Consider the following 23797-nt stretch of genomic DNA (forward strand, 5'->3'; position numbering starts at 1 on the left):
AGCGCCGCTTCCCGGAGCGCGGCTCGGCCCGATCGCCTCCGCGCCGGCCGAACGCCATTGCTGCACCGCGATACCGATTGGGCGAATCCTCGGCATCGCCGCAATAGATGCTTAACCTTTTCGAAACCGCCCGCTCCTAACCTGAATCCCTAAACATTTGCGCTCGCCTCGAAAAGCCGCGCCAATTCAGCCGTTTACCCGACCGATCGGGAGCTGCCGCTGGTGCCGGGCATGCGAGTGATTCCAACGCTGGATTCCAACGTTACCGGACCGCATGGGCTTAATTTTGCCTCACGGCCCGGTGAATGATGAAACATCGGACGGGGACGTTCATGCACCGCAATATTTCCTTCAGCTCGCGCGCGCTGCGAGTTTGCGTGCTCGGCTTGGCCACGATCTCCGCTGCGGTGGTTTTCACGACAGATACGGCCGATGCCCGGCGGCGCCACCGGGGTCATCACGCCCGCCATCACGTCGAGCGCAACGCCTACAATCCCGCCTTCGCTTCGATCATCGTCGACGGCAACACCGGCGCGGTGCTGACAGCCAACAATCCCGACAGCCTGCGGCATCCGGCGTCGCTGACCAAGATCATGACGCTGTACCTGCTGTTCGAACGCCTCGAGCAGGGCAAGCTGTCGCTGGACAGCGAGATGGAGGTTTCTGATTTCGCCTCCGGGCAGGCGCCGACCAAGCTCGGCCTGCGCCCCGGCCAGACGCTGCGGGTCGAGGACGCCATCAAGGGGCTGGTGACCCGCTCGGCCAACGACGCCGCCGTGGTGATTGCCGAGACCATCGCCGGCAGCGAGAGCGACTTCGCCAAAATGATGACCCGCAAGGCGCGTGCGCTCGGCATGTCGCGGACGGTGTACCGCAACGCCTCCGGCCTGCCGAACAACGAACAGGTCACCACCGCCCGCGACCAGTCGATCCTCGGGCGCGCCATTCAGGATCGCTTCCCGCGCTACTATCGCTACTTCTCGACCAGCGTCTTCACCTATCGCGGTCAGGCGATCCGCAACCACAACCGCCTCCTCGGAAACGTCGAAGGCGTCGACGGCATCAAGACCGGTTACACTCGCGCCTCCGGTTTCAACCTCGTCACCTCGATGCACCGCGGCAACCGGTTCCTGGTCGGCGTCGTGCTCGGCGGCCGCAGCGGCGGATCCCGCGACGCGATCATGCGCAATCTGCTGGCGGAAAATCTGGAGAAAGGCGCGACGCGCCGCACGGTCGCGGCCATTACCGAACGTTCGTCCGGATCGGACGATACCGAGGTGGCCGAAACCAACCGCTCCGCGCCGGCCGTCCAGGTCCAAGGCGCGGTTCAGGTCGCCTCCGCCGCCCCCGAAGCGGTGCTTCCGACTCCCCGACCCGCCGCCCCGTTGACCCGCTCGGCCGCGCCGGAACAGCGCGCTGAAACCAAGCCGGAGCCGGGCCCGTTCAACAGCGGCACCATCGAGACCAAGCCGCTGGTGATCATTCCGGGCTCGGCCGAACCGATGAAGCCGGTCCGGGTCAAGACGGTTCAGGTGAAATCCGCTCCGATCAAGCTCGCATCCGCGGTCGCCGCTCCTCCGGTCACCAGCGCGATTCCGCCGGCCCGCCGCGACCCTGCCGAGACCTCCAACGCCGCGATTGCCCGGGTCGAGGCCAGGCCGGAATCGATCCCGCAGCCGGCCGGACACGGCACCGGCCAAGGCGTGCTTGGCGTCCTGCCTGCCTCGAGCCTGCCGTCGAAGAATTCCCAGGCCTTGGCCTACGCCGAACCCGCCGCTGCGCCGCCCCCCTCCGTCCAGCAGCAAGGCGCGATCAAGACGGTGAACCACACCGGCTGGATCGTCCAGGTCGGCGCGCTGGAAAGCGAGACCGAAGCGCGCAAACGGCTCGAAGCGGCGCGCGAGCACGCCAGCGGCCTGCTCGGCAAGGCCGATCCGTTCACCGAGACCGTCACCACCAAGGGCGATCGCAAGCTCTACCGCGCACGCTTTGCCGGGCTGGAGCGCGACGAAGCCGAAGCGGTGTGTCGTAAGCTGAAGCGCTCCGACATCTCCTGCTTCACCATCAAGAACTGATCTTTCCAATCGTCGCACGGCCGAACGCGACCGGGACCTCCCGGTCGCGTTTTGCATATGGGGCGTGTTCATCTGGCGGTGCCGAGAATCGCAGCGCGCGACGTCGCGCGGCGGGAACGGCGCGAAACCACTCGTCAAGGATTGATCGTTAAAAGTTGAACCAACAGCCACGCCGAACCGGCGGGCGACCCGGGCGTCAATTCGGGATCAGGGCACTCGCAGTCTGTAGCGTGAAGTTGCGTTGCTGGAGTTAGCTGCGATGCGTTCGAAGCAAGGTATCCTTGGCCGCGTTTACCCGGGCGGCCAGGTACGTCGACCCCCCTTGGTCGGGATGGAGTTTCTTCATCAGGGTGCGGTGGGCGCGTCCGATGTCGTCCGGCCCCGCTCCCGGCTGCAGGCCAAGGATCTGATAGGCTTCCTCGGCCGTCATTTTGCTGCCCGACGCCTGGCTTCGCTGCCGCCCTGCCGTGTCTCCATCCGCGTTCTGACGCCAGGCGGGAAACCGGCGGTCCAGATAGCTTTCAAGTAGCGCACAGCTCTCGGCGTCGAAGCCGGCCAGCATCGCTGCAAGTTCGCCGAGGTCGAATTCGTCGAGCGAACGGCCGGCATTCGGGCCCTTTATGACTCGGCCGGTGATCGCGCCACTGTCGTGATCCAGCACCATCTCCAGGTATTGCGAGCGCACCGTCGAGGCCTGCCCGCGCGACCGCGCCCCGCCGCCGAAAATGCCGCCGAGGTTGCCGAAGCCGGCATTCTGCAGCGGCGTCCAGCCGAGCAGCCCGGCGCCGAACAGGCCGAGCGGAATCGCCACCGCCAGTTCACCTTTGACGCCGGTGAACAGCGCCGCCGCCAGGGTCACGATGCCGCCGGCGATCTTCAGCGCGCGGGCGAGCACCGCCGGGTTCGCCGAGCGCATCATCTGCAGCAGCGTGTACAGCACGAAAACGGCGATAGCGCCGGCAATCAACGTAGGCATGGCGACAATATAGGTCTGTGGGTCGGAAAAAGCACCGGCACTCCAGCTCGCGCGGTCAGCGCATCTGGCCGAGCAGGAGAGCCGCGCCCCCGCCCGCAGCGGCAAGCCGCTGCAGGGCCGCGCGGCCACCCGCCGCATAGGCCGCCGCGGCACGCAGCAGCTCGCGGAGCTGCGCCGCGGCGCCCGGATCGAAGCGGCACCACGCGCCGCCGCTCAGCCGCGCCATCTCGCGGAAGGTCTGCTCGGCGACCGGATCGACGCCCTCCTGGAACAGGAAGACCGGCACCTTGAGCATGCCGAGCTCACCGGCCCGCGCGCAGAGCTCGTCCGCCGCCTCCTCCATCGCGTCGCCGACGAACACCACCGCCCGCACGCCGGCGCTGACCGCCTCTTTCCGCGCGTCCGACAACACCCGGCCGATCTGGGTATGGCCGCCGCGGCAATCGATCTTGCCCATCAGCCGGGCCAGTTCCGTGCTCGACGAGATCCAGCCCGACGCGCGGCACTCGTTGAAGCCACGATAATACACCAGGCGGATGTCCAGGCTGCCGATCGCTTCGGCTTCGCGGAACATGTCGGCCTGCAGCGCGCAGGCCATGTCCCAGGTCGGCTGCCGACTCATCGTGGCGTCGAGCGCGAACACGAGGCGGCCGCGGGCGCCGGCGGCATCGGGCGACATCGCCCGCGCCTTGGCGACGAAGGCGGCGATCTCGTCCGACGACGAGGCCACCGGCGTGCGCGCGGCCCTCTCCCCCGCACGGAGGGACGGATCGACGGGCGATCGGGTGGGGTCGCGGGACATCGGGCTCGCTTCGGCTGTGCGAGACCTATGTGGCGACGGCCCGATCGACGGTCAATGCGCCCGCTTCGCGACGGCGCGGCTCAACGGCTCGCCGCCGCCAAGGTATCGGCCGGGCGCCTGCCGCGCGGCCCGGCTTTAGGTGCGTCGCTGCCTGGCAAATTGTCGTCGAGGAACTTGTCGAGCGAGGCTGCGATCGCGCTCTTTACCGACTCGGGTCCGCGATCGCTCATCTCGGTGTGCTGGAAGCCGGTATTGACGACCGTGATGCCGGCCTTGTCGCAGACGTCCTGCGCCGGAATCACCCCAGGATCGGTCTTGAAGACCGGATCGTGGGAACGGAACGTCAGCGTCTTGAACTTGCCGTCGATCATGAACGGCACCCGCAGATTGTCCAGCGTGACCACCCGCCTGATCCGCTCCGGATGCAACTGAGCGTAGTACATCGAGATGTCGCCGCCGTTGGAATGTCCGACCATCGTCAGGTGCCGATAGTCGGCGTTCGGGATCACGGTCTGCAGTTGGGCGACGGCGAATTCGATGTTGGCGACGCCTTTCTCGTACACCGGCAGGCGACCGACATAAGGCTCGCCGACTTTGGTCACCAGCGGCGCATCGGTCGGCAGATCGTGTTGGATACTCACCGCCAGATAGCCGCGCACCGCAAACAGATTGGAGAGGAACGAGTACTCAGTGAATTTGACGGTGTTGCCGTGGTTGAGAACCACGACGGGAAGCTCGGCGAGTCCGGCTTCGGCCTGCATCTCCCTGTCACGGCGGATCGCGATCGCGATCTCGACCGGCCGCTGCCGCGACGCATCGAAGAAGGTCAGGGTCTGGTGGCGGATCGCCCACTTCGAGGCCGTGAAGTAAGCGACAGCTGTTAACACGCACAGCGACAGCAGAACTGTGATTCCGCGGGTCATCATCCATCCCGTGTCTGTCAGCGGCCCCACGCCCGAAACGACCGACACCAGGACTATAAATCACTGCCATATGACAGAAAGATCAAAGATTAGCAGTTTTGCGCTTCGCCGTTGTGCAACTGCACAACGCCCCGCCAGGGCGCACGCAAAACGCTCTTCACCGGTTGCAAACAGCGGAATCTTCTCCGGAACAGCCGACAGCTTGGCAAGACATACTCGGCGCGACGGCTCGGCTACGACGAAAGACGTGGTGATTGCCGGCTCCGCAACTACGCGCCGACGATGTCGTGCAGTTCGAGCGGCACGCCGGACTGTGCGAACCATTCGGCACGGGCGGCGGCGCGACGACGGCCGCGTTCGTCCAGCGGCAGCTTCAGACGGCGCAGCAGATCGGTGACCTCCTCGCGCGCGGCGACGTGGCCCATGCTGGGCCGGGTGCCGAGCGTCGTCTGGTCGAGATCGTCGAGTGCCGTCAGTCCTCGCGGGAAGAACTCGCGATACACCACGCGTTCGGCAAAACCGTCGAGCGGCCGGAAGCCGATCCGCATCGCCAGTTCCTTCAGACCGGCCGCCACCGTCTGATTGTTCCGCGAACTCATCGTCGACAGCCGATTGCGGACCACGATCCAGTCGGTATCGACGCCGTCGAGCTGGCGCCGCCGGCGCCGCGCGTCCATCACCATCGCCGCGTAGTGACTCGCACCGGTGACTTCGAACGTGGTCGGGTCGACGCTGCCGAGCACGTCGAAGTCGAGAAAGCTGTCATTGATCGGCGTGATCAACGTATCGGCCATCGAGTGGGCCAGCCGCATCAGATAACTGTCCGACCCCGGCGTATCGATCACGATGAAATCGTGATCGTGCTCGACAGCAGCGATCACTTCGGCGAACTGCTGGAATTCGGCGGCCTCGTTGTCGGCGACCTGCATGGTGTCGCCGAGACGGAGACAGCAATGCCGCGGTGATGCCAGTCCGAGCCCGCAATGCTCCGACCAGGCGCGGCGATTGGCGACGTAGCGGGTGAAGCTCTGCTGCCGGCAGTCGAGATCGATCGTCGCAACCCGTTGCCCGGCCTTCAGCAGCGCCACGGCGATGTGGAGCGCCAGCGTCGATTTGCCGGAGCCGCCCTTCTCGTTGCCGAGCACGATGACGCGCGCCGAACCGGACGTGTCTTGGGGCCCCTCAATCAGCATCGATCTCCCTTTCGCCACTAATCATCAAATCGGCGATGCCGAGGGTCAAGCAAATTGCGCCGGATCGATCCGAACGGAAGAGGCTTTGCGCTTAATCATGAATCCGCAGCCGCTGCGTCGCCATCGAGCCTGACAGCCGGCGCCGTGGTGGCGGCACGCTCCGGGACTTGATAAGATCGGATTCCTTCCTGCTGCCGCCCGGTGCGGCTTGTCTCCTGACCGCGATCGAGCTTTCGATGTCCCGTCCTCCCGTCGTCGCCCGCACCTTTCCCGCCCTCCGCCGCGCCCTCGCCGAGCTGCGCCGCCGCGATGCCAGCGTCGCGCTGGTGCCGACCATGGGCGCCCTGCACGACGGCCACCTGTCGCTGGTTCGGCTGGCGAAGCGTCGCGCCGACAAGGTAGTGGTGTCGGTGTTCGTCAACCCGACCCAGTTCGCGCCGCATGAGGACTTCGGTTCGTACCCGCGAACCTTCAAGACGGACGCCGCCAAGCTCGCCGGCGAGAGCGTCGATCTGATCTGGAACCCCGACATCAAGGCGATGTACCCGGATGGTTTCGCCTCCAAGATCCTCACCGAGGGGCCCGCGCTGGCCGGTCTGGAAGACCGGTTCCGTCCGCATTTTTTCGGCGGGGTCGCCACGGTGGTCGGCAAGCTGTTCAACCAGTGCAGGCCGGACGTCGCAATCTTCGGCTCGAAGGACTTCCAGCAGCTCCGTGTGGTCACCCGGATGGCCGCCGATCTCGACATGGGCGTGAAGGTGATCGGCGCCCCGACGGTGCGCGAGCGCGACGGCCTCGCGATGTCGTCGCGCAACGTCTATCTGTCGGCCGAGGAACGTGCCGTCGCGCCGACGCTGTACCGGGCGCTGAAAGAGGTCGCCAAGCGGATCAAGGCCGGCAAGAGCATCGAATCGTCGCTGGCGGCCGGCGCCGAGCTGATTGCCGAGGCCGGTTTCGTGCTCGACTACCTGGAGGCCAGGCACGCCGACACGCTGGCCCCGATCAAGTCGATCAAAAACGGCCCGATCCGGCTGCTGGTGGCCGCCAAGCTCGGCAAGACCCGGCTGATCGACAATATCGCGGTGTGAGCCGCGCCGTCGCGCCCGCGGCGCGATGGCGGCGAAAACGCCTAAAGCAGCCCCAGCTCGCGCAGCTCCCGGCGCATCGGCTCGGGCATCGCCGCAATGCCGTCGGCCGCCTTGCCGAGATCGGCCGGCGCGTCGGGACCTTTGAGATAGCGCCATCCCTGAAACGGCCGCATCGGCCGCGGGCTGACCGCATGGACCTGCGGCTCCAGCACCAGCCGGCAGCGGCCGATCCCCTCGCCGTCGCGGAACGGCTCGATCGCCAGCAGTTTTTGCCGTGCCGAGATCTCGCCGCGGATCACCCAGTACAGCGAACCGCCCGCCAGCAGCTCGGCGTCGCGCTTCGGCACCATCCGGGTGACGTGAATGTGGCGGCCGGCGCGCCGGGCGCGATCGGCGACCCGCTCGGTCAGATCGCTCACCGAGTCGCAGCCGACCGCGAGCTTGATCAGATGCAGTGCCATCGCTTTGGAATATCCCGATACGGCGAACGCCGCCGCTCAGTTATCCGAATTCGCGGCTTCCGGTGCAAGCTGCACCGGCGCAGCCGGCTTGGGCCTCGGCGGCGCCGGCGGTCGCTTGGCCGGTGGCGGGTTCGCCGCGGCGGCGCCGCCACCATTGTGGTTGGCGGACGCCTGCGCAGCAGCCGGTGGCCTCTTGGCCGGGGCAGACGGAGCGGCCTTGGCGTTGGCCGCGGCACCATGGCCGGCGGCAGCCGCCGGCTTGGCCGGAGCCGCGCCGGCTGGCCCCGGCTCCGGCGTCATGATGCTGACCGGAGGAATCGAGGCCGAGGTCGGGAAATCGATGTCGGTCGGCTTGCCGCTCGGCGCCTCGGTGACGCCCGCAAGACCGGGTGTCGGAGCCGGCCCCGGCACCACGGCGGTGGACGTGGTCGCGGTTGCGGCACTCGCGGCGGTCGGCATCCCCCAGCTCGGCGCGTAGCGCGTCAGGGTGGTCTCGTAGAGGTGGTCGCCCATATTCGCCACGATCCGGGTGGTGTCGGTGAGCGACCGGAAGGCGGGGCAGTCGCTGGTCTGGCAGCGGTCCTGCGACGCCAGCACATAGGCGATCAGGCCATAGCGGTCGCGCTCCACCGCGCGGCGCAGCCGGGCGAGTTGCGGCGTCATCCGCTTGTCGGCGGCGGCGACGTCGCCGAGGGCGGTCAGCCGTCCCAATTGCGCCGCGGCGTAGGACACCGCGGCCGCGACCGTCTCGGGCGAGCTGAACAGGGCTTTCTCGCAGGCCGAGAGCACCAGATCGCCGGCGAGGTCGTCGACACAGGCCAGCGCCGGCATCGCTTTTGCCGTGGGTCCGCTGCCATCGAGCGCGACCATCGTTGCACCGGTCACAGTGGTGCTGGGAGTCCGGAACACGATGTAGCCGGCGAGCCCGATCGCACCGAGGGTGATCACCACCAGCGCGCCGTTGGCGACCGATTTGTCCGCCCGCAGCAGCGTGATCATCACCAGCAGCGCCACGAATGCCGCGACAGCGACGGTGGCCCACATCGAGAAATTCGGTGAATGCAGAATCCGGTCGAGCGAAGCCGACCAAGCAGCCCAATCCATGCGCGTTGTCCCCTGAGCGCCGATCCGGCCAGTCAACACCGGCTTTACGACGAAAATTGGCGCAGGGCCCGGCGAAACGACACCTGCCGAAACGCGGCTTGGCGGAAAGCGTCTCCGAGATCGCTGCCCCTGCCCGCAAAACGAGGCACCGGGACAGCGATGATGATCTCAGAGCCTGCTATGTCTTAGTCTTGGGAAGAAAAGACGAGGCGGGAACTCAGCAGACGCTGAGCTGGCTCTCTTTGGCGACCCGCTCGAACGCCTCGGAGATATTCTTGATCCGGTACTGGCAATCGGACCCGTCGGTCGGGAGCAGCCTGACGATTTCGTACATGCCGCTGGCCGCCGGACGGGCAACGTTGCTGGCGGTAAAATAGACCGAGTCACCTACCACGAACTTGTGCTTCAACGCTCAACTCCTGCGCCACTTGAATACCGATCCGTCCCTGTCGCCGGGTGTGATCGGTTCCCCCCGAGCCCCGCGCGCTTATAGCACGCGGACGGCCTCTCTGGCCAGTGCTTCACGCATGGCTGCTGACGCGATTTTGCTGGTTTTTCAGCGATCTAGGCGAAAATGCCGCCGCCGGGCCGGAGCTTGGGAATGAATCCCCGATGCCGACTTACGCGGTCTCGAATTTGTCGATGATCCAGCTTTCGGCGAGGGCCGCCTGCGTCCACTCCTGGAACGCCGGCAGCGCCATCATGACCTCCATGTAGCCGCGGGCAATCGGATCGACCTCCACCGCATAGGACCGGAAGCGGTGCACCACAGGAGCGTACATTGCATCCGCCGCGGAGAACCGGCCGAACAGATATGGACCGAACCGGCCATAACGCTGCCGACAATCGACCCAGATCTCCTGGATCCGGGCGATGTCGGCCCGCGCCGCGTCCGACAGCGGTTTTGCTCCGACCGGACGATGGATGTTCATGCCACACTCGTTGCGCAGCGCCGCGAAGCTCGCATGCATCTCCGCCGACACCGAGCGTGCGTGCGCCCGCGCGGCGACGTCGTCCGGCCAGAGCTGCGCCTTCGGAAAGCGTTCGGCGGCGTATTCGATGATCGCCAGCGAATCCCAGATCGTGACGTCGCCATCGACCAACACTGGGACCTTGCCGGACGGCGTGAAGGCGAGGATGCGCCGCTTGTCGGCATCGCCGGTGTAGAGCGGGATCACGACCTCGTCGAACGCGATGCCGGTCGCCTTCAGCGCGATCCACGGCCGCATCGACCACGATGAATAGTTCTTGTTGCCGACGACCAGCGTGCGCGCCATCCCGAACTCCTGTTGTCCCGCAGCTATCTTCTCCGGCAATCAATCCACGGGCGCAGTGGCTGTCAATCGGTCGGGTTGCAGCACGCGGATCGATACGGCACTGCATTGCAAATGACCTGTGACGATTCGGCGCCCGCGTCCGCGCCCGCCCCTGCCTCTCACGACCCGGCATTGGAAGACGGCATCCTGGCGGTGCTGAACAAAGCCGGCCCCGGCACGCTCAGCGCTCCGGAGATCGCCCATGCGCTACGTCCGGATGGCGACTGGCACGGGCTGTTGATGCCGATCCGCCGCGCCGCGGTGAGCCTGGCGCTCGCCGGGCGGCTGGTGATCTATCGCAAGGGCAAACCGGCCGACCCGAACGACTTTCGCGGCGTGTATCGGCTCGGCCTGCCCCGGCACGATTGAGCGTCGCAGCAGGCGCCCGGACAAGACGGCGTCGAACGGCTACGGCGACGGCAGCAGCGCCGAGGTTTTGCCGCCGAGCCGATACGCCAGCAGGCCCGCCCATTCGTGGACGGCGACGTCGGTGCGCGCCAGGCCCGCCGCCAAGGTCGCGAACGGCAGCCGCCAGTCTTCGGGGCCCCTGGTCCGCCAGTCGACCGGATAGGCGACGACGTCGAAGCCGGCGGCGCGGAACGCGACGATCGACCGCGGCATGTGAAACGACGAGGTCACCAGCAGCCACAGCTCTCCCGGCTTCGGTGCGACCAGGGCACGCGTATAGGCGGCGTTCTCCGCCGTGGTGCGTGATTTGTCCTCCAGCACCACGCGATCGGCGCCGACGCCGAAACGCTTCAGCAGTTCACCGGCCAGCGGAGCTTCGGCGGCCGAACGCTGGATCAGATTGCCGCTGCCGCCGGTGTAGACGATCCGCGCCTGCGGGTAACGCCGCGCCAGGTCGAGCGCGGCCAGAACCCGTTCGGCCGATGCGTCGAGCTCCAGCACACCGCGCGCGGCGCTGACTTCAGAGTTGATCGCGCCGCCGAGCACGATGATTCCGTCCGGCGCCCGGCCCGACTCCGACCATGGCGGAAACCGTTCCGACAGCGACAGCAGCAGCACGTTGGCGAGCGGCGAGTAGCCGGCAATCAGCAGCAGCACGACGCCGGCGACCAGCAGCGCGCGCCCTGCCCGCCACCACCGCGTCAGCACCAGCACAAGACCCGCGACGCAGATCATCGCGATCGTATTCGAGGGGTGGACGAAGAAGCCGAGGATCTTGGAGAGCAGGAAGAACATCGGTCACCGGCGCGCGAAACATCGTCTGCGCGAGGTGCGGGATTTCAGCCGCGGGGTCAACAGCCGGCGGTGTCGGTCCGACGATTGTCAGTCCCACGCCGGCGCGGTCGCCGTGGTGGTCAGTCGCCCCTTCGGGCTGCCGAGCGCGAAGATCTCGTTCATCTCAGCGTCCGACAGTTCGAAGTCGAACACCTCGATGTTCTGCGCCAGCCGCTCCAGCCGCGAACTGCGCGGAATCGCGGCGACGTTCTGCTGAATCAGCCAGCGCAGGCAGACTTGGGCCGCGCTCTTGCCGTGGGCCGCGCCGATCCGGGTCAGGATCTCGCTCGACTTGGCGTTGCCGCGCGCAATCGGGCTGTAGGCGACCAGCGCCATGCCGTGCGCGGCGCAGGCGGCCAGAACCTTCTGCTGATCGAGAAACGGATGGTACTCGACCTGATTGCACACCAGCGGCGCCGGACAGGCAGACACCGCTTCGTTGATCAGCGCGACGGTGAAGTTCGAAACCCCGATGTGGCGCGTGAGGCCGAGCGCGCGCGCCTGGGCAAGCGCGCCGAGCGTTTCAGTCAGCGGCACGTGCGGATTCGGCCAGTGCAGCAGCAACAAATCGACTTCGGACAGCCGCAGTTTGACCAGGCTTTCCTTGGCCGAGCGGAGCAGATCGTTGGGCGCAAAATGCGTCGTCCAGACCTTGGTGGTGACGAAGATCTGGTCGCGGCGGATATGGGAATTGCGGATGCCCTCGCCGACGTCGCGTTCGTTGGCGTAGATCTGCGCGGTGTCGATATGGCGATAGCCGAGCCGGATCGCCTGCTCGACCGCGCGCGAGCAGACGCGCTTGCTGAGCTCCCAGGTGCCTAGCCCGAGGGCGGGAATCCGCGCTCCGTGGGCCTCGACGAAATGCGCTTCCGCCGTCTGCATGGTGATCGTCCCGCATTCTCGATGACGCAGACTGATCTTTAGTAGTATGAACCGATCGACCTCCGCTGCCAATCGCTGCACGCCGACGAACTTACCAATTCCTTCCCGAGGTTGAGCGTCGCCCACCTTGGATCGCCGCGTCCGATGTCACGGGCCGCCAGGGGCGCGCGGAACTGCATAGTCGACGCGTGCCGCGGGAACTCGGCTCCCAGCGGCGCCGGTTTATTTCAGCCCGAACCATGCGGTCGCGATCCCCAGGAAGGCGAAGAAGCCAACGACATCGGTCACCGTCGTGACAAAGGTGCCCGATGCCACCGCCGGGTCGGCGCGCATTCGTTCGAGCGCCATTGGTATCAGAATGCCGCCGAGCGCGCCCGCAATCAGATTGCAGATCATCGCCAGCCCGATCACCACGCCGAGGCCCGGCACCTTGAACCAGGCATAGGCGGCGATCCCGGTGATCAGCGCGAAGGCGACGCCGTTCACCAAACCGACCAGCGCCTCGCGCATCACCACCCGGACGGCGTTCCAGGCGCCCAATTCGCGGGTGGCGAGCGCCCGCACCGCCACCGTCATGGTCTGGGTCGCCGCATTGCCGCCCTGGCTCGCGACGATCGGCGCCAGCACCGCCAGCGCCACCATCTGCTGCAGCTGATCCTCGAACAGCCCGAGCACCGACGACGCCAGGAACGCGGTGGCGAGGTTGACCAGCAACCAGTTGAACCGGCCGCGCGCGATCGTCCACACCCGGTCGGACAGTTCTTCGTCGCTGGTGACGCCGCCGAGCGCCTTGAGGTCCTCGTCGGCCTCCTCTTCGATGACGTCGACGACGTCGTCGATGGTGATCACGCCGACCAGCCGGTTCTGGCTGTCGACCACCGGCGCGGCGACGAGGTTGTACTTGCCGAACAGCCGCGCCACTTCCTCCTGGTCGTCGTCCACCGACACCTTGCGGCGGTCCTCGTCGACCAGGTCGGTCAGCGGCACGTTGCGGTGCGACCGTAGCAGCCGGTCCAGCGACACCGCCCCCTGCCAGTGGTTGACCCCATCGACGACGTAGATCTCGTAGAAACGCTCCGGCAGTTCCGCGGTCTCGCGCATGAAATCGATCGCTTCGCCGACCGTCCAGTCGCGCGGCACCGCGATGAAATCCGTCTGCATCCGCCGGCCGGCGGAGTTCTCCGGATAGTCCAGGCTGCGTTCGAGAGCGTCGCGCTCCGACGGCGGCAGCTTGTCGAGGATCTCCTCCTGATCCTCCTCGTCGAGCACTTGCAGCAGTTCGACGGCATCGTCGGCGTCCAGTTCTCGGACGCCCTCGGCCACGGCCGCCGGCTCCAGCTCTTCGAGGATCTCCTCGCGGACGGTTTCGTCGACCTCATTGAGCGCCGAGAAGTCGAAATCCGCCCCGGTCAGTTCCACCAGCCGGACGCGCTCGTCGGAATCCAGCGCCTCGATCAGATCACCGAGGTCGGCCTCGTGCAGCTCGGACACCAGCCCGCGGAGCCAGACCGCATCCTCGGCGGCGATGGCTTTTGACACCGCGTCGACGAACTCCGCCCGCAGATCGCCGTGGTCGTCCCGCATCGCGTCATAGTCGAATTCGGGTCGCACGACCGCAGCGACGTTTTCGGTCATGGGGGCCCCCTGCGGGTTTTACTGGTTGCAGATATCGGGCGCCGTCGGGCAAGATGCACTGTCGAGCGGCGGCTCGAATGCTCGTGGCAATAACCAATCGGTGAAGCAAAGCGCAATGATAATCGTGACACCCTGCAACAATCCGCTGGTCCGGAGGGTGTCGTGATCGTCGCGCGCACCGCCGCTGCACTGATCGCCATCGCCGCGCTCGGAGGAACGGCCCATGCTGCGGCATGCCCGCGACCGGGAACGCTGGGCACCTCGCGTGTGCTCACTGTCGATCCGGCGACCTATCCGCGCGTCGGCCTGAAGAGTTTCCCGCAGACACTGCCGCTGGCCGACCACGAAGTCGTGCTGACGTTCGATGACGGCCCGGCCGCGACTACTCCTGCGGTGCTGAAGGCGCTCGCCGACGAATGCGTCCGCGCCACGTTCTTCCTGGTCGGCAAGCCGGCCTCCGAGATGGGCGAGATGGTGCGGCGGATCGCGGCCGGCGGCCACACCATCGGCCATCACACCTACACCCATCAGCATCTCGCAGCGCTCAGTCACGCCGATGCGCTGACCGAGATCGACCGCGGCATCGCGGCCGATGAAGCGGTGATGCGCGCCAAGGGCATTCCGGTCTCAACGACGCGGTTCTTCCGCTTCCCGTATTTCGAATCCACCCCGGCGCTACTCGACGTTCTTCAGGCGCGCGGGATTCCGGTGTTCGGGGCCGATCTATGGGCCAGCGACTGGAATCCGATGACTCCCGACGAACAGCTCAAGTTGATCATCGAGCGCCTCAAGGCGGCCGGCCGCGGCATCATCCTGTTTCACGACCCGCGCAAGCAGACTGCCGAGATGATGCCGGCATTCCTGCGTTGGCTGCGCGAGAACAACTACCGCGTCGTGCATGTGGTACCGTCAGACGAACAGGAGCACGCGGTGGCGTCGGATACGCATGGCCGCACTGCGCGCTGAGCCGGCCCTGTGTCCCAGAATCGCCATGGAACTTTGAACGGTTAAGCAGCCGTTCACGACGCGGTTTTATTTTCGGTCCGGGTCGGGATTCGGGCGTCGCGAACCGCGCTGTCGGTCGCGTGAAGGCGGTGCAGTGTTGTCTGAACGTTCGTTGCGAAACTCCCTTCTCATTGGTGCGGCCTGCGTCGCCGCCTCACTCACCCTCCAGCCTCTTCAGGCCCGCGCGGCGAGCTGTCCCGGCAATCCGGATGCCCTCGGCACCTCCCGAACACTGGTCGTCGACCCGCGCGAGCATCCGCGGATCGGAACGATGCAGTATGGCGAGACCCTGCCGCTGCGCGACCGCGAGGTGGTGCTGACGTTCGACGACGGCCCGCTGCCGCGCGAGAGCAATCAGGTGCTCGACATTCTGGCCAAGGAGTGCGTCAAGGCGACGTTCTTCGTGGTCGGGCGGATGGCGAAGACATTCCCCGAAGGCGTCCGCAAGCTGCGCGACGCCGGCCACACCATCGGCACCCACAGCCAGAATCATCCGCTGAGCTTCAACCGGATGTCGGTGGAGCAGGCCCAGCAGGAGGTCGACGAGGGCATCGCCTCGACCCTTGCGGCACTCGGCGGCGACCGGGCGGCTCTGTCGCCGTTCTTCCGCATCCCGGGCCTGCTGCGGGCCGAAGCGGTCGAAGGATACCTTGCGTCCCGTGGCATTCAGGCCTGGAGCGCAGACTTTCCGGCCGACGACTGGCGTCATGTCTCGCCCGATACCGTGTTTCACCTGGCAATGAGCCGGTTGGCCGCCAAGGGCAAAGGTATCTTGCTGCTACATGACATCCAGCCGCGCACCGTGGCGGCGCTGCCGCGCATTCTTCAGGCGTTGAAAGCCGGCGGCTACAAGATCGTCCACGTGGTCGCGGCGACGCAGGACCTGCCGAAGACGGCGACCACGCCACAGGAGTGGCGCCTGCATCCGGCGCCGGAAGCCGTGGCGAGCGCTCGCTGGCCCAGGGTGCCGCGCTTTGTGTTCGCCACTGCGGAGATGCTGCCGGCCCCGGCGATCGCCGATATCGGCCTCGATCGCGACCGGCTGATTCCGGGCAGCGTGCCGATCCGCTCGAATCGCCTGGCGCGAGGCCAGGTGCCGACGCCGCAGAGTTCGCCATGGCCGCGGCACACTCTGGTCGAATCGCCTGCCAACATGATCGCCCTGCCGGTGCCGTCACAGAGCCTGTTCGCTCTGCCCGAGCGCAGCGCTCCGGTGATCCGGGCAATGGTCCCGGTGAAAGCGGATCGCGCCGCCAGCGATGCCCCGCAGCTCGTCAACGACCGAAACGTCTCAATCGACATCAGTGCCGCAGCGCGGCCGATCGCCGGCAGCGTCCGGATCGCACCGGAAGGCCTGCAGCGCGGCCCGCTCGATGCCGGTAGTCGCCCTCGCCCGCTCAATCACTGACGAGCGTCCAAAACGAGCCGATCTCGCGTCGAGGCCGTTCTATCGGATTGTTCTGAAGGATTGCGCCGAACAGCAAAGGCGCGGAAGTGGTGCGCTCGGAGGGACTCGAACCCCCACGATTTTACTCACTGCCACCTCAAGGCAGCGCGTCTACCAATTCCGCCACGAGCGCTTGGGACCGGTTTCGGGCATCGCCGACCGGATCGACGGCGCCCATTTAACAAAACAATGATGAGGCCACAAGGCCAGATCACCTTCGATCTGGGGATCGCGGCAACATCTGTTTGACCTCGACCGCAATTCGGTTGCGATCGACCAAAACCATGCCGGAAGCGATCGGCATGTTGTTGGCGAGGATCTTGACCTCGTCGGCCTCGGTGGCATCCAGTTCGATGATGGCGCCGCGGCTCAGCCGCAGCACCTGGTGGATCGGCATTGAGGTGGTCCCGAGAACCACCATCAGATCGACGGAAACTTTATCGAGTGTCGGCACTGGAACCCGGACTGCCTTGCCTGAGGAACGAAGACGTGGTCGACGACACCACGTTATGGTTATCCAATGATTAACGCCCCGCTTTCCCCGAGACAGACGCTGGATTGGACCGTCCTGAAGCCCGCCGACGGCTCGCCGGCGGTGGAATGGCGGATTTCCGATTCGCTCGTGCCCTATCCGGAGGCGGTGGCGACCATGGAGGCACGGGCCGCGGCGATCGCAGCGGGCGACGCGCCCGAGCTGGTCTGGCTGCTGGAGCATCCGCCGCTCTACACTTCAGGCACTAGCGGCCATGCCTCCGACCTGCTGGAGAAACGCTTCCCGCTGTTCACCACCGGCCGCGGCGGCCAGCTCACCTATCATGGCCCCGGCCAGCGCGTGGCCTATGTGATGCTCGACCTGAAGCGCCGGCGCCCGGACGTGCGCGCCTATGTGGCTGCGCTCGAACAATGGATCATCGCCACGCTCGACGCCTTTAACATCCGCGGCGAGCGCCGGGAAGATCGGGTCGGCGTCTGGGTCCGCCGCCCGGATAAAGGCGACGGCTGCGAGGACAAGATCGCGGCGATCGGTGTCCGGCTGAAACGCTGGGTGTCGCTGCACGGCATCGCCATCAACGTCGAACCCGACCTGTCGCACTTCAAGGCGATCGTGCCGTGCGGGATCAGCGACCCGCGCTATGGGGTCACCAGCCTCGTTGACCTCGGCCTGCCGGTGGTGATGACCGACGTCGATATCGCTCTGCGCACCGCGTTCGGGGAGATCTTCGGCGAAACCCGCGCTGCGGTTCCTGCAGGAGCCTGACCTGCTGATCCTGCCTGGACCGCAGCACCGACGGCGCGATCGTGTGCGCTCGCACGGGGACAGAGCATCCGTCACCATCGTGATGAACCGGGCGCTGTCGCTACAGGGTCGGAGATCGCGGCAACGGAATTCTAAGGATGAAACCGCTCGGTTCCGCGCGCGCGGGACCGACAACGCTTTCGTCACGTTAAAATGGGTAGATCGGCCAGGGCATTCGCTTGCTGCGGCGAACCGGTTCGTAGTTTCCAAAGTATCCGTCTGGACGATGCATCGACACACCAGCCATTTCGATGATCAGTCGCTCTGGCGCGTCGCCCTGGAGCGGACGCGCGATGCCGTTGTCATCATCGACGACAACGGCCGCATCGGCTTTTTCAACCAGGCGGCCGAACAGATCTGGGGCATCTCGAGTGAGGAAGTCGTGGGGCGCCATGCCGATTGCGTCGGACTCGACGCGATCGCGTCAGACGTCGGTGCCAGTTCGCAGCCTCGGGACGGGGGAGCTGACCTCCCGGTGGTGGTCGATCTGGTCCGCCGTGATGGCCGCTCGATCCATGTCGAACTGACGCGGTCGACGATCATCGCCGAGGGCAGCAATCATGCACTCGTGACCGCGCGCGACATCACCCCGAGCCGGGAGAACGGCCAAAAGCTGACGCTGCTCACGTCGATCGCCGACCGCACCACCCGTGCGGTACTCGTCACCGATCCTGAGCTGAGGATCGCATATACCAACGCGGCCTTCGCAGCCATGTTCGGCTACAGCGCCGACGAGGCCAAAGGCCGCAACATCGCCGACCTGCTCGCCGGCCGCCACACAGACCGCCGGACGATGATCCGATTGCGGCGTTGGATCGCCGAGGACGAAGGCGGCGAAGAAGAGATCCTGGTCTATGACAAAAGCGGCGGCGAGATCTGGATCTCCGCCGACGTCAAGGCGTTGCGGGACGCGCAAGGCCGAACCACGCAGGTGTTCGCGCTGCTCTCCGATATCTCCGAGACCAGACAATTGCACCTGCTGCAGCAAGTGACGCTGAGCGCGCTCGCCGACGACATCCCGATCACCGACGTCATCCATCGGATGTGCTGTTTCGTCGAGAAGATCGCCCCGGACGTGGTGTCTTCGATTCTGCATGTCGACGCGCAGGGCCTGCTGCATCCGCTCGGCGGCCCGAGCCTGCCCGATGACTACTCCCGCGCGCTCGACGGCGTGTCGATCGGACCGCTGGTCGGCTCATGCGGCTCCGCGGCGTATTTCGGCGAACCGGTGCTGGCGCTCGACATCGAAAGCGATCCGCGCTGGCGGCCGTTCAAGCAGCGGCCGCTCGAGCTCGGGCTGCGCGCCTGCTGGTCGTCACCGATCAAGGCCAAGGACGGCCGCGTGATCGGCACCTTCGCGTTCTATTTCCGCGCGAGCCGGCCGCCCAGCCGATGGCACCAGCGCATCGTCGACTCCTGTGTGCATCTCGGAGCGCTGGCGATCGAACGCATGGAGTCACATGCCCAGATCGCGAAGCTGGCTTATTTCGATATGCTGACCGGCCTGCCAAATCGGGCGCGGCTGCGAGATCTGATCGCCGAAGCGACGGCGGCCTGCCCGCCAGGGCGAACGCTGGGGCTCGCATTTCTCGACGTCGACAATTTCAAGGACGTCAACGACACGCTCGGCCACGCGGCAGGCGACGAGTTTCTCGTCGAGTTCGCTCGCAGGCTGCGCGAGCAGGTCCAGCCCCGCGACGTGCTCGGACGGCTCGGCGGCGACGAATTCCTGATCGTGCTGCCGAACCGGGAGCAGGCCGAGGTCGAGCGGGTGATCGCACGGATCAACGAGGCGCTGACGCTGCCGTTCAGCCTGTGCAGCAGCCAGATCTCGATGTCGGCCAGCATCGGCGTCAGCCTCTATCCGGACAACGCGACTGACATCGACGCGCTGATCAATCAGGCCGACACCGCGATGTATCGGGCGAAGTGCGCGGGCCGCTCGACCTACCGGCTGTTTCACGCCGACATGAACGGCGCGGCGGAGCAGCGCATGTCCTACGCCGCGGCGCTGCGGACGGCGGTGGCGAACGGTGGCCTACGACTGCACTATCAGCCGCAGATCCGAACCGCGGACGGCGCGCTGCACGGCGTCGAAGCCATGGCACGCTGGCACGACCCGGCGCTCGGCACCGTGCCGCCGGGCAGGTTCATTCCCCTGGCCGAAGAATGCGGATTGATCGATCAGATCGCGATCTGGTCGATCAATGAAGCCTGCCGCCAGATGCGGGTCTGGCACGACCAGGGAGTCGACGTGCTCTGTGTCTCGGTCAACCTGTCGCCGATCAATTTCGAGAATCCCGTCCTCGCCCCGACCGTGGCGGACATTCTCGCCGCCCATCGTCTGGCGCCCGACACCTTGATGCTCGAAGTCACCGAAGGCGTCGCGCAATCCGACCGCTCTGTCGCGCAAGACACCATGGCGGCGCTGCGGCGGCTCGGGGTCGGATTGTCACTGGACGACTTCGGCACCGGTTACTCCAATCTCAACCGACTGGCGCAAATGCCGATCCGCGAACTGAAGATCGACCGCGACTTCATGCGCGATCTCGACACCAGCGACACCGCTCGCGCCGTCGTCACCACCATCGTGCGCGTCGGCCAGAGCCTCGGCCTCAGCGTGGTCGCCGAAGGGGTCGAGACTTCGGCGCAGCTGCAACTGCTGAATGCGCTCGGCTGCGATGTCGTCCAGGGATTCCTGTACGCTCCAGCACTGGCGCCGGACGCGTTCGAGCACTGGCTGCTCGGCTACAGCGCCTCCCGCGCCGGCAGCATGAGCGACCGGATCGGCGCCGCCGCGAACGACGGACGTCCGCCGTTCCGCATCACCACGCGACAGCGGCAATAATCCCGGGCGCGCACGACGCCGCCTCCGCCGCAGCGATCATCCCCGCCGCTTGCCGACGTGATCTTCGCTAGAGTTGGCCGGCCTCACAGCGTCGATAGGATCGAAAACCGCTCGCCCGGCTGGCGCAGATCGAGCACATCGGGCGCGGCGGTCTCTGCGATCACCGCTTCGACCCGCGCCGCCGTCGGCCCGCGCCGGCAGCGTTCGATCATCTCGCTGACGACTTCATCGCGGCCGGCCAGCACCGCCTCGACGCTGCCGTCGCGGCGATTGCGCACCCAGCCGTGCAGTCCCACCGCCTCGGCGGTGTGGGCCAGCCAGGCCCGATAGCCGACGCCCTGCACCCGGCCGCGGATCGTCACCTGCCGGATGATCTCGGCCATCAGCGTTTCACACCGAGGAAATGCTCGCCGCGGTCGGCCACAACGTCGGCGCGCGTGACCTTGTCCATCAGGTCGGCCCCGGCGAGCCCGGTCAGTTGCTTCGGCGTGGCGCCGTCCTTGATCGCCGACAGCGTTTTGAAGACGGCCTCAGTCGCAGCCGCGATCGGCGCATGGCCCTGCACGGCGATGCGGACTCGCCTGCCCGCGAGATGATCGAAGTCGCCGAGTTCAGCCGGCGGACTGCCGAGCGCCAGCGGCAGCGTGGTCGCGGCACTGATCGCTTCGAGCTGCGCGCGGGTCTTCACGCCGGTGAAGAACAATGCGTCGACGCCGGCGGCCTCGTAGGCCAGTGCGCGTTCGATCGCATCATCGAGCGACGTGATCGAACACGCGCCGGTGCGACCAATAATGACGAGGTTCGGATCACGGCGGGCATCGAGCGCGGCCTTGATCTTGCCGAGCCCCTCTTCGCGCGACACCAGCTGCGGCTTGGCTTCGCCGTAGGCCTGCGGCAGCAGCGTGTCTTCGATGGTGAGACCGGCGGCGCCTGCCGCCTCCAATTCTTCGACGGTGCGGCGAACGCTGAGGGCATTGCCGTAACCGTGGTCGGCATCGACCACCACCGGCAACGCAGCGGCACGGCTCATCCGCCGCACCTGCTCGGCGAGTTCGGTGAGCGTGATCAGCGCGATGTCGGGATCGCCGAGGATCGCCAGCGACGCCACCGAGCCGCCGAACATCCCGAACGGAAAGCCGAGATCGTCGGCGATCCGGATCGAGATCGCGTCGTACACCGACGCCGGGCGCACGCAGGCCGATCCAGCAAGGATCGCCCGCAATGCGCCGCGGCGGTCACGCCAGGCCATGGCCTTACGCGAACTCCATGATCACCGCGTCGACCGCGAGCGTGGCGCCGGCGGCGGCGTGGATCTTCTTGATCTGGCCGTCGCGCTCGGCGCGCAGCACGTTCTGCATCTTCATCGCCTCGACCACGGCGAGCGTCTCGCCGGCCTTGACCTCCTGGCCCTCGGCCACTGCGATCGACACGATCAGCCCCGGCATCGGGCACAGCACCTTCTTGCCGGTGTCGGCCTTGTCGACTTCCTTCATCCACCGCGCCGCCGCCGCTTCGCGCTCGGTGAAGACGTTGACCGCGACCTCGTAGCCGTGATGCGCCAGCTTGAAGCCGTTCGGGATCGAGCGGACCTGCACCGCGACCGGATGGCCGTCGATGGTGCCTTCCCACACCGGATCGCCCGGCATCCACGACGACAGCAACTGATGCGGCTGACCGAGCGAACCGTCGGGGTTGGCGAAGCGGACCACGAACGCCTCACCCTCGCGGATCACGTCGAGCGGCACTTCGCTGCGCTCCAGCCAGACGCAGCGGCGGCGCTCGCGGATCACCGCGCGGCCGATCATCTGGCCCGAGATCTTGCGCTTGCGTTCGCCGATCACCCGGTCGATCGCCGCGCCGACCGCCGCGATGCGGCGGGCGACTTCGCCCTCCGGCACCCGCGGGTGGAAGCCCTGCGGGAACTCTTCGGCGATGAAGCCGGTCGACAGGTTGCCCTCGCGCCAGCGCGGATGCGTCATCAGCGCCGACAGGAACGGGATGTTGTGGCGGATGCCGTCGACGTAGAACGCATCCAGCGCATGGGTCTGCGCCTCGATCGCCGCGGCGCGCGACGGCCCGTGGGTCACCAGCTTGGCGATCATCGGGTCGTAGAACATCGAGATCTCGCCGCCCTCCTGCACGCCGGTGTCGTTGCGCACCGTAATGCCCGAGGCCGCGCTCTCGGCCGGCGGCCGGTACTTCACCAAGCGGCCGATCGACGGCAGGAAGTTACGGAACGGATCTTCCGCATAGACCCGGGACTCGACCGCCCAGCCCTTCAGCGTGATGTCCTTCTGCGCCAGCGCCAGCTTCTCGCCGGCGGCCACACGGATCATCTGCTCGACCAGATCGATGCCGGTGACCATTTCGGTGACCGGATGTTCGACCTGCAGGCGGGTGTTCATTTCGAGGAAGTAGAAGCTCTTGTCCTGGCCGGCGACGAACTCGACGGTGCCGGCGCTGTCGTAGTTCACCGCCTTGGCCAGCGCGACCGCCTGCTCGCCCATCTTGCGGCGGGTGACTTCGTCGAGCAGCGGCGACGGCGCCTCTTCGATCACCTTCTGATTGCGGCGCTGGATCGAGCATTCGCGCTCGCCGAGATAGATGACGTTGCCGTGTTTGTCGCCGAGCACCTGGATTTCGATGTGGCGCGGATCGACGATGAATTTCTCGATGAAGACGCGGTCGTCGCCGAACGACGCCTTGGCCTCGGCCTTGGCGAGGTTGAAGCCCTCGGCGACCTCGGCGGTCGAATGCGCGATGCGCATGCCCTTGCCGCCACCGCCGGCGGAGGCCTTGATCATCACCGGATAGCCGATCTCGTCGGCGATCTTGACCGCGTGCTTGTCGTCCTCGATCACGCCGAGGAAGCCGGGCACAGTCGAGACCTTGGCCTGCGCGGCGGCCTTCTTCGACTCGATCTTGTCGCCCATCGCGGCGATCGCGCCGGGGTTCGGACCGATGAACACGATGCCGGCGTCGGCCAGCGCCTTGGCGAACGCCTCGCGCTCGGACAGGAAGCCGTAGCCGGGGTGCACCGCCTCGGCGCCGGTCTTCTTGCAGGCTTCGACGATCTTCTCGATCACCAGATAGCTCTCGGCAGCCGCCGGCGGGCCGATCAGCACCGCCTCGTCGGCCATTTCGACGTGCAGCGCGTCGCGGTCCGCCTCGGAATAGACGGCGACCGTCTCGATACCCATACGACGCGCGGTCTTGATGACCCGGCAGGCGATCTCGCCGCGGTTGGCGATCAGAATACGTTTGAACATGCTCTTCTTGCTTGCAACCTTGGGGGTGGTTCTGCCGTCCCGGCCGGGATGGCAATCGGCATTGCGGATGTGCTTGTAACAATTCTGTCGCCGCGGAAAACTAGATATTGCGCAGGGGGCCCGCGCGACGACCGATTAAATCAAGTCTGCGCCCGCGCCGCCCGCCGCGACATCCGCAAGCTGCGTCCGCTGTCGCGCAAAAATCCCCGCTCCGCAATCGAATTCCGTGCTTTT

Annotated in this window: 22 protein-coding genes, 1 tRNA gene and 2 pseudogenes; 7 read left to right on the forward strand and 18 right to left on the reverse strand. The window is 66.6% G+C overall.

The features are described from left to right. Nucleotides 1–332 precede the first annotated feature (332 nt). Nucleotides 333–2075, forward strand: a complete 1743-nt coding sequence (locus tag DWA33_RS13270; RefSeq protein ID WP_114358554.1) for a serine hydrolase — start codon at nt 333–335, stop codon at nt 2073–2075. A gap of 250 nt (nt 2076–2325) precedes the next feature. On the opposite strand, the gene DWA33_RS13275 is transcribed toward DWA33_RS13270, so the two are convergent. From DWA33_RS13275 to DWA33_RS13290, 4 genes are all read right to left on the reverse strand, one after another. After that, the gene (locus tag DWA33_RS13275) at nt 2326–3051 is read right to left on the reverse strand and encodes a DnaJ domain-containing protein (RefSeq protein ID WP_114358555.1); all 726 of its coding nucleotides are present in this window, start codon (nt 3049–3051) and stop codon (nt 2326–2328) included. A 55-nt stretch (nt 3052–3106) separates the two neighbouring features. Beyond that, complete coding sequence (locus tag DWA33_RS13280) at nt 3107–3853, reverse strand: VWA domain-containing protein (protein WP_114358556.1); 747 nt, start codon at nt 3851–3853, stop codon at nt 3107–3109. An 80-nt stretch (nt 3854–3933) separates the two neighbouring features. Further along, the gene (locus DWA33_RS13285) at nt 3934–4776 is read right to left on the reverse strand and encodes an alpha/beta fold hydrolase (protein ID WP_114358617.1); all 843 of its coding nucleotides are present in this window, start codon (nt 4774–4776) and stop codon (nt 3934–3936) included. A gap of 269 nt (nt 4777–5045) precedes the next feature. Next, entirely contained in the window at nt 5046–5969 is a 924-nt protein-coding gene (locus DWA33_RS13290) for a division plane positioning ATPase MipZ (protein WP_114358557.1), read from the reverse strand. 236 nt (nt 5970–6205) lie between these two features. On the opposite strand from DWA33_RS13290, the gene panC reads away from it, so the two are divergent. After that, nucleotides 6206–7057 carry a pantoate--beta-alanine ligase gene (gene panC, locus DWA33_RS13295; protein WP_114358558.1) on the forward strand — a complete coding sequence of 284 codons (852 nt, stop codon included), beginning with the start codon at nt 6206–6208 and terminating at the stop codon, nt 7055–7057. 41 nt (nt 7058–7098) lie between these two features. On the opposite strand, the gene DWA33_RS13300 is transcribed toward panC, so the two are convergent. The 4 genes from DWA33_RS13300 to DWA33_RS13315 all read right to left on the reverse strand — a co-directional run bounded on the left by DWA33_RS13300 (nt 7099) and on the right by DWA33_RS13315 (nt 9899). Continuing rightward, nucleotides 7099–7518 (reverse strand): DUF1489 family protein, encoded by a 420-nt coding sequence (locus DWA33_RS13300; protein WP_114358559.1) that lies wholly within the window; start codon nt 7516–7518, stop codon nt 7099–7101. 36 nt (nt 7519–7554) lie between these two features. Beyond that, nucleotides 7555–8622, reverse strand: coding sequence for a hypothetical protein (locus DWA33_RS13305; RefSeq protein WP_114358560.1), 1068 nt, complete (start codon nt 8620–8622; stop codon nt 7555–7557). Nucleotides 8623–8839: 217 nt separating this feature from the next. Continuing rightward, nucleotides 8840–9031 (reverse strand): hypothetical protein, encoded by a 192-nt coding sequence (locus DWA33_RS13310; protein WP_114358561.1) that lies wholly within the window; start codon nt 9029–9031, stop codon nt 8840–8842. A 211-nt stretch (nt 9032–9242) separates the two neighbouring features. Further along, nucleotides 9243–9899, reverse strand: coding sequence for a glutathione S-transferase family protein (locus tag DWA33_RS13315; protein WP_114358562.1), 657 nt, complete (start codon nt 9897–9899; stop codon nt 9243–9245). A gap of 111 nt (nt 9900–10010) precedes the next feature. Between DWA33_RS13315 and DWA33_RS13320 the strand changes: the two genes are divergently transcribed. Then, on the forward strand, nt 10011–10307 hold the full coding sequence (locus tag DWA33_RS13320; RefSeq protein ID WP_114358563.1) for a DUF3253 domain-containing protein: 297 nt from the start codon (nt 10011–10013) through the stop codon (nt 10305–10307). 39 nt (nt 10308–10346) lie between these two features. On the opposite strand, the gene DWA33_RS13325 is transcribed toward DWA33_RS13320, so the two are convergent. From DWA33_RS13325 to mgtE, 3 genes are all read right to left on the reverse strand, one after another. Then, entirely contained in the window at nt 10347–11141 is a 795-nt protein-coding gene (locus DWA33_RS13325; RefSeq protein ID WP_114358564.1) for a YdcF family protein, read from the reverse strand. Nucleotides 11142–11228: 87 nt separating this feature from the next. Continuing rightward, entirely contained in the window at nt 11229–12062 is an 834-nt protein-coding gene (locus DWA33_RS13330) for an aldo/keto reductase (protein WP_114358565.1), read from the reverse strand. A 222-nt stretch (nt 12063–12284) separates the two neighbouring features. Then, on the reverse strand, nt 12285–13697 hold the full coding sequence (gene mgtE / locus DWA33_RS13335; protein WP_114358566.1) for a magnesium transporter: 1413 nt from the start codon (nt 13695–13697) through the stop codon (nt 12285–12287). A 162-nt stretch (nt 13698–13859) separates the two neighbouring features. On the opposite strand from mgtE, the gene DWA33_RS13340 reads away from it, so the two are divergent. Beyond that, nucleotides 13860–14663, forward strand: coding sequence for a polysaccharide deacetylase family protein (locus DWA33_RS13340; RefSeq protein ID WP_114358567.1), 804 nt, complete (start codon nt 13860–13862; stop codon nt 14661–14663). Between the two features lie 136 nt (nt 14664–14799). After that, nucleotides 14800–16110, forward strand: a complete 1311-nt coding sequence (locus DWA33_RS13345) for a polysaccharide deacetylase family protein (RefSeq protein WP_114358568.1) — start codon at nt 14800–14802, stop codon at nt 16108–16110. An 87-nt stretch (nt 16111–16197) separates the two neighbouring features. On the opposite strand, the gene DWA33_RS13350 is transcribed toward DWA33_RS13345, so the two are convergent. Both DWA33_RS13350 and DWA33_RS13355 read right to left on the reverse strand, forming a co-directional pair. Then, nucleotides 16198–16282: transfer RNA gene (locus DWA33_RS13350), tRNA-Leu, on the reverse strand. A gap of 78 nt (nt 16283–16360) precedes the next feature. Further along, on the reverse strand, nt 16361–16603 hold the full coding sequence (locus tag DWA33_RS13355) for a FliM/FliN family flagellar motor switch protein (protein ID WP_011158713.1): 243 nt from the start codon (nt 16601–16603) through the stop codon (nt 16361–16363). A 66-nt stretch (nt 16604–16669) separates the two neighbouring features. Here DWA33_RS13355 and lipB point away from each other — a divergent pair, with 66 nt between their 5' ends. Next, nucleotides 16670–17407, forward strand: coding sequence for a lipoyl(octanoyl) transferase LipB (gene lipB, locus DWA33_RS13360; RefSeq protein ID WP_114358569.1), 738 nt, complete (start codon nt 16670–16672; stop codon nt 17405–17407). A gap of 187 nt (nt 17408–17594) precedes the next feature. Here lipB and DWA33_RS25470 read toward each other — a convergent pair whose 3' ends face one another. Next, entirely contained in the window at nt 17595–17840 is a 246-nt protein-coding gene (locus tag DWA33_RS25470) for a hypothetical protein (protein WP_244601298.1), read from the reverse strand. Between DWA33_RS25470 and DWA33_RS13365 the strand changes: the two are divergent. Next, a pseudogene (locus DWA33_RS13365) lies at nt 17754–20096 on the forward strand (EAL domain-containing protein); the annotation flags it as partial. The gene DWA33_RS25470 and the pseudogene DWA33_RS13365 sit on opposite strands and share 87 nt — an antisense overlap. An 18-nt stretch (nt 20097–20114) precedes the next feature. On the opposite strand, the pseudogene DWA33_RS25725 reads toward DWA33_RS13365, so the two are convergent. From DWA33_RS25725 to DWA33_RS13380, 4 genes and pseudogenes are all read right to left on the reverse strand, one after another. Next, nucleotides 20115–20183 (reverse strand): annotated as a pseudogene (locus DWA33_RS25725) (hypothetical protein); the annotation flags it as partial. A gap of 194 nt (nt 20184–20377) precedes the next feature. Next, on the reverse strand, nt 20378–20677 hold the full coding sequence (locus tag DWA33_RS13370) for an acylphosphatase (protein WP_114358571.1): 300 nt from the start codon (nt 20675–20677) through the stop codon (nt 20378–20380). After that, entirely contained in the window at nt 20677–21543 is an 867-nt protein-coding gene (locus DWA33_RS13375; protein ID WP_114358572.1) for an isocitrate lyase/PEP mutase family protein, read from the reverse strand. Before DWA33_RS13375 ends, DWA33_RS13370 begins: the two co-directional genes overlap by 1 nt. A 4-nt stretch (nt 21544–21547) precedes the next feature. Next, nucleotides 21548–23563: an acetyl-CoA carboxylase biotin carboxylase subunit gene (locus tag DWA33_RS13380; RefSeq protein ID WP_114358573.1), complete on the reverse strand. Its 2016-nt coding sequence runs from the start codon at nt 23561–23563 to the stop codon at nt 21548–21550. Nucleotides 23564–23797 lie beyond the last annotated feature (234 nt).

This window comes from Rhodopseudomonas pentothenatexigens (assembly GCF_900218015.1).
Taxonomy (GTDB): domain Bacteria; phylum Pseudomonadota; class Alphaproteobacteria; order Rhizobiales; family Xanthobacteraceae; genus Rhodopseudomonas; species Rhodopseudomonas pentothenatexigens.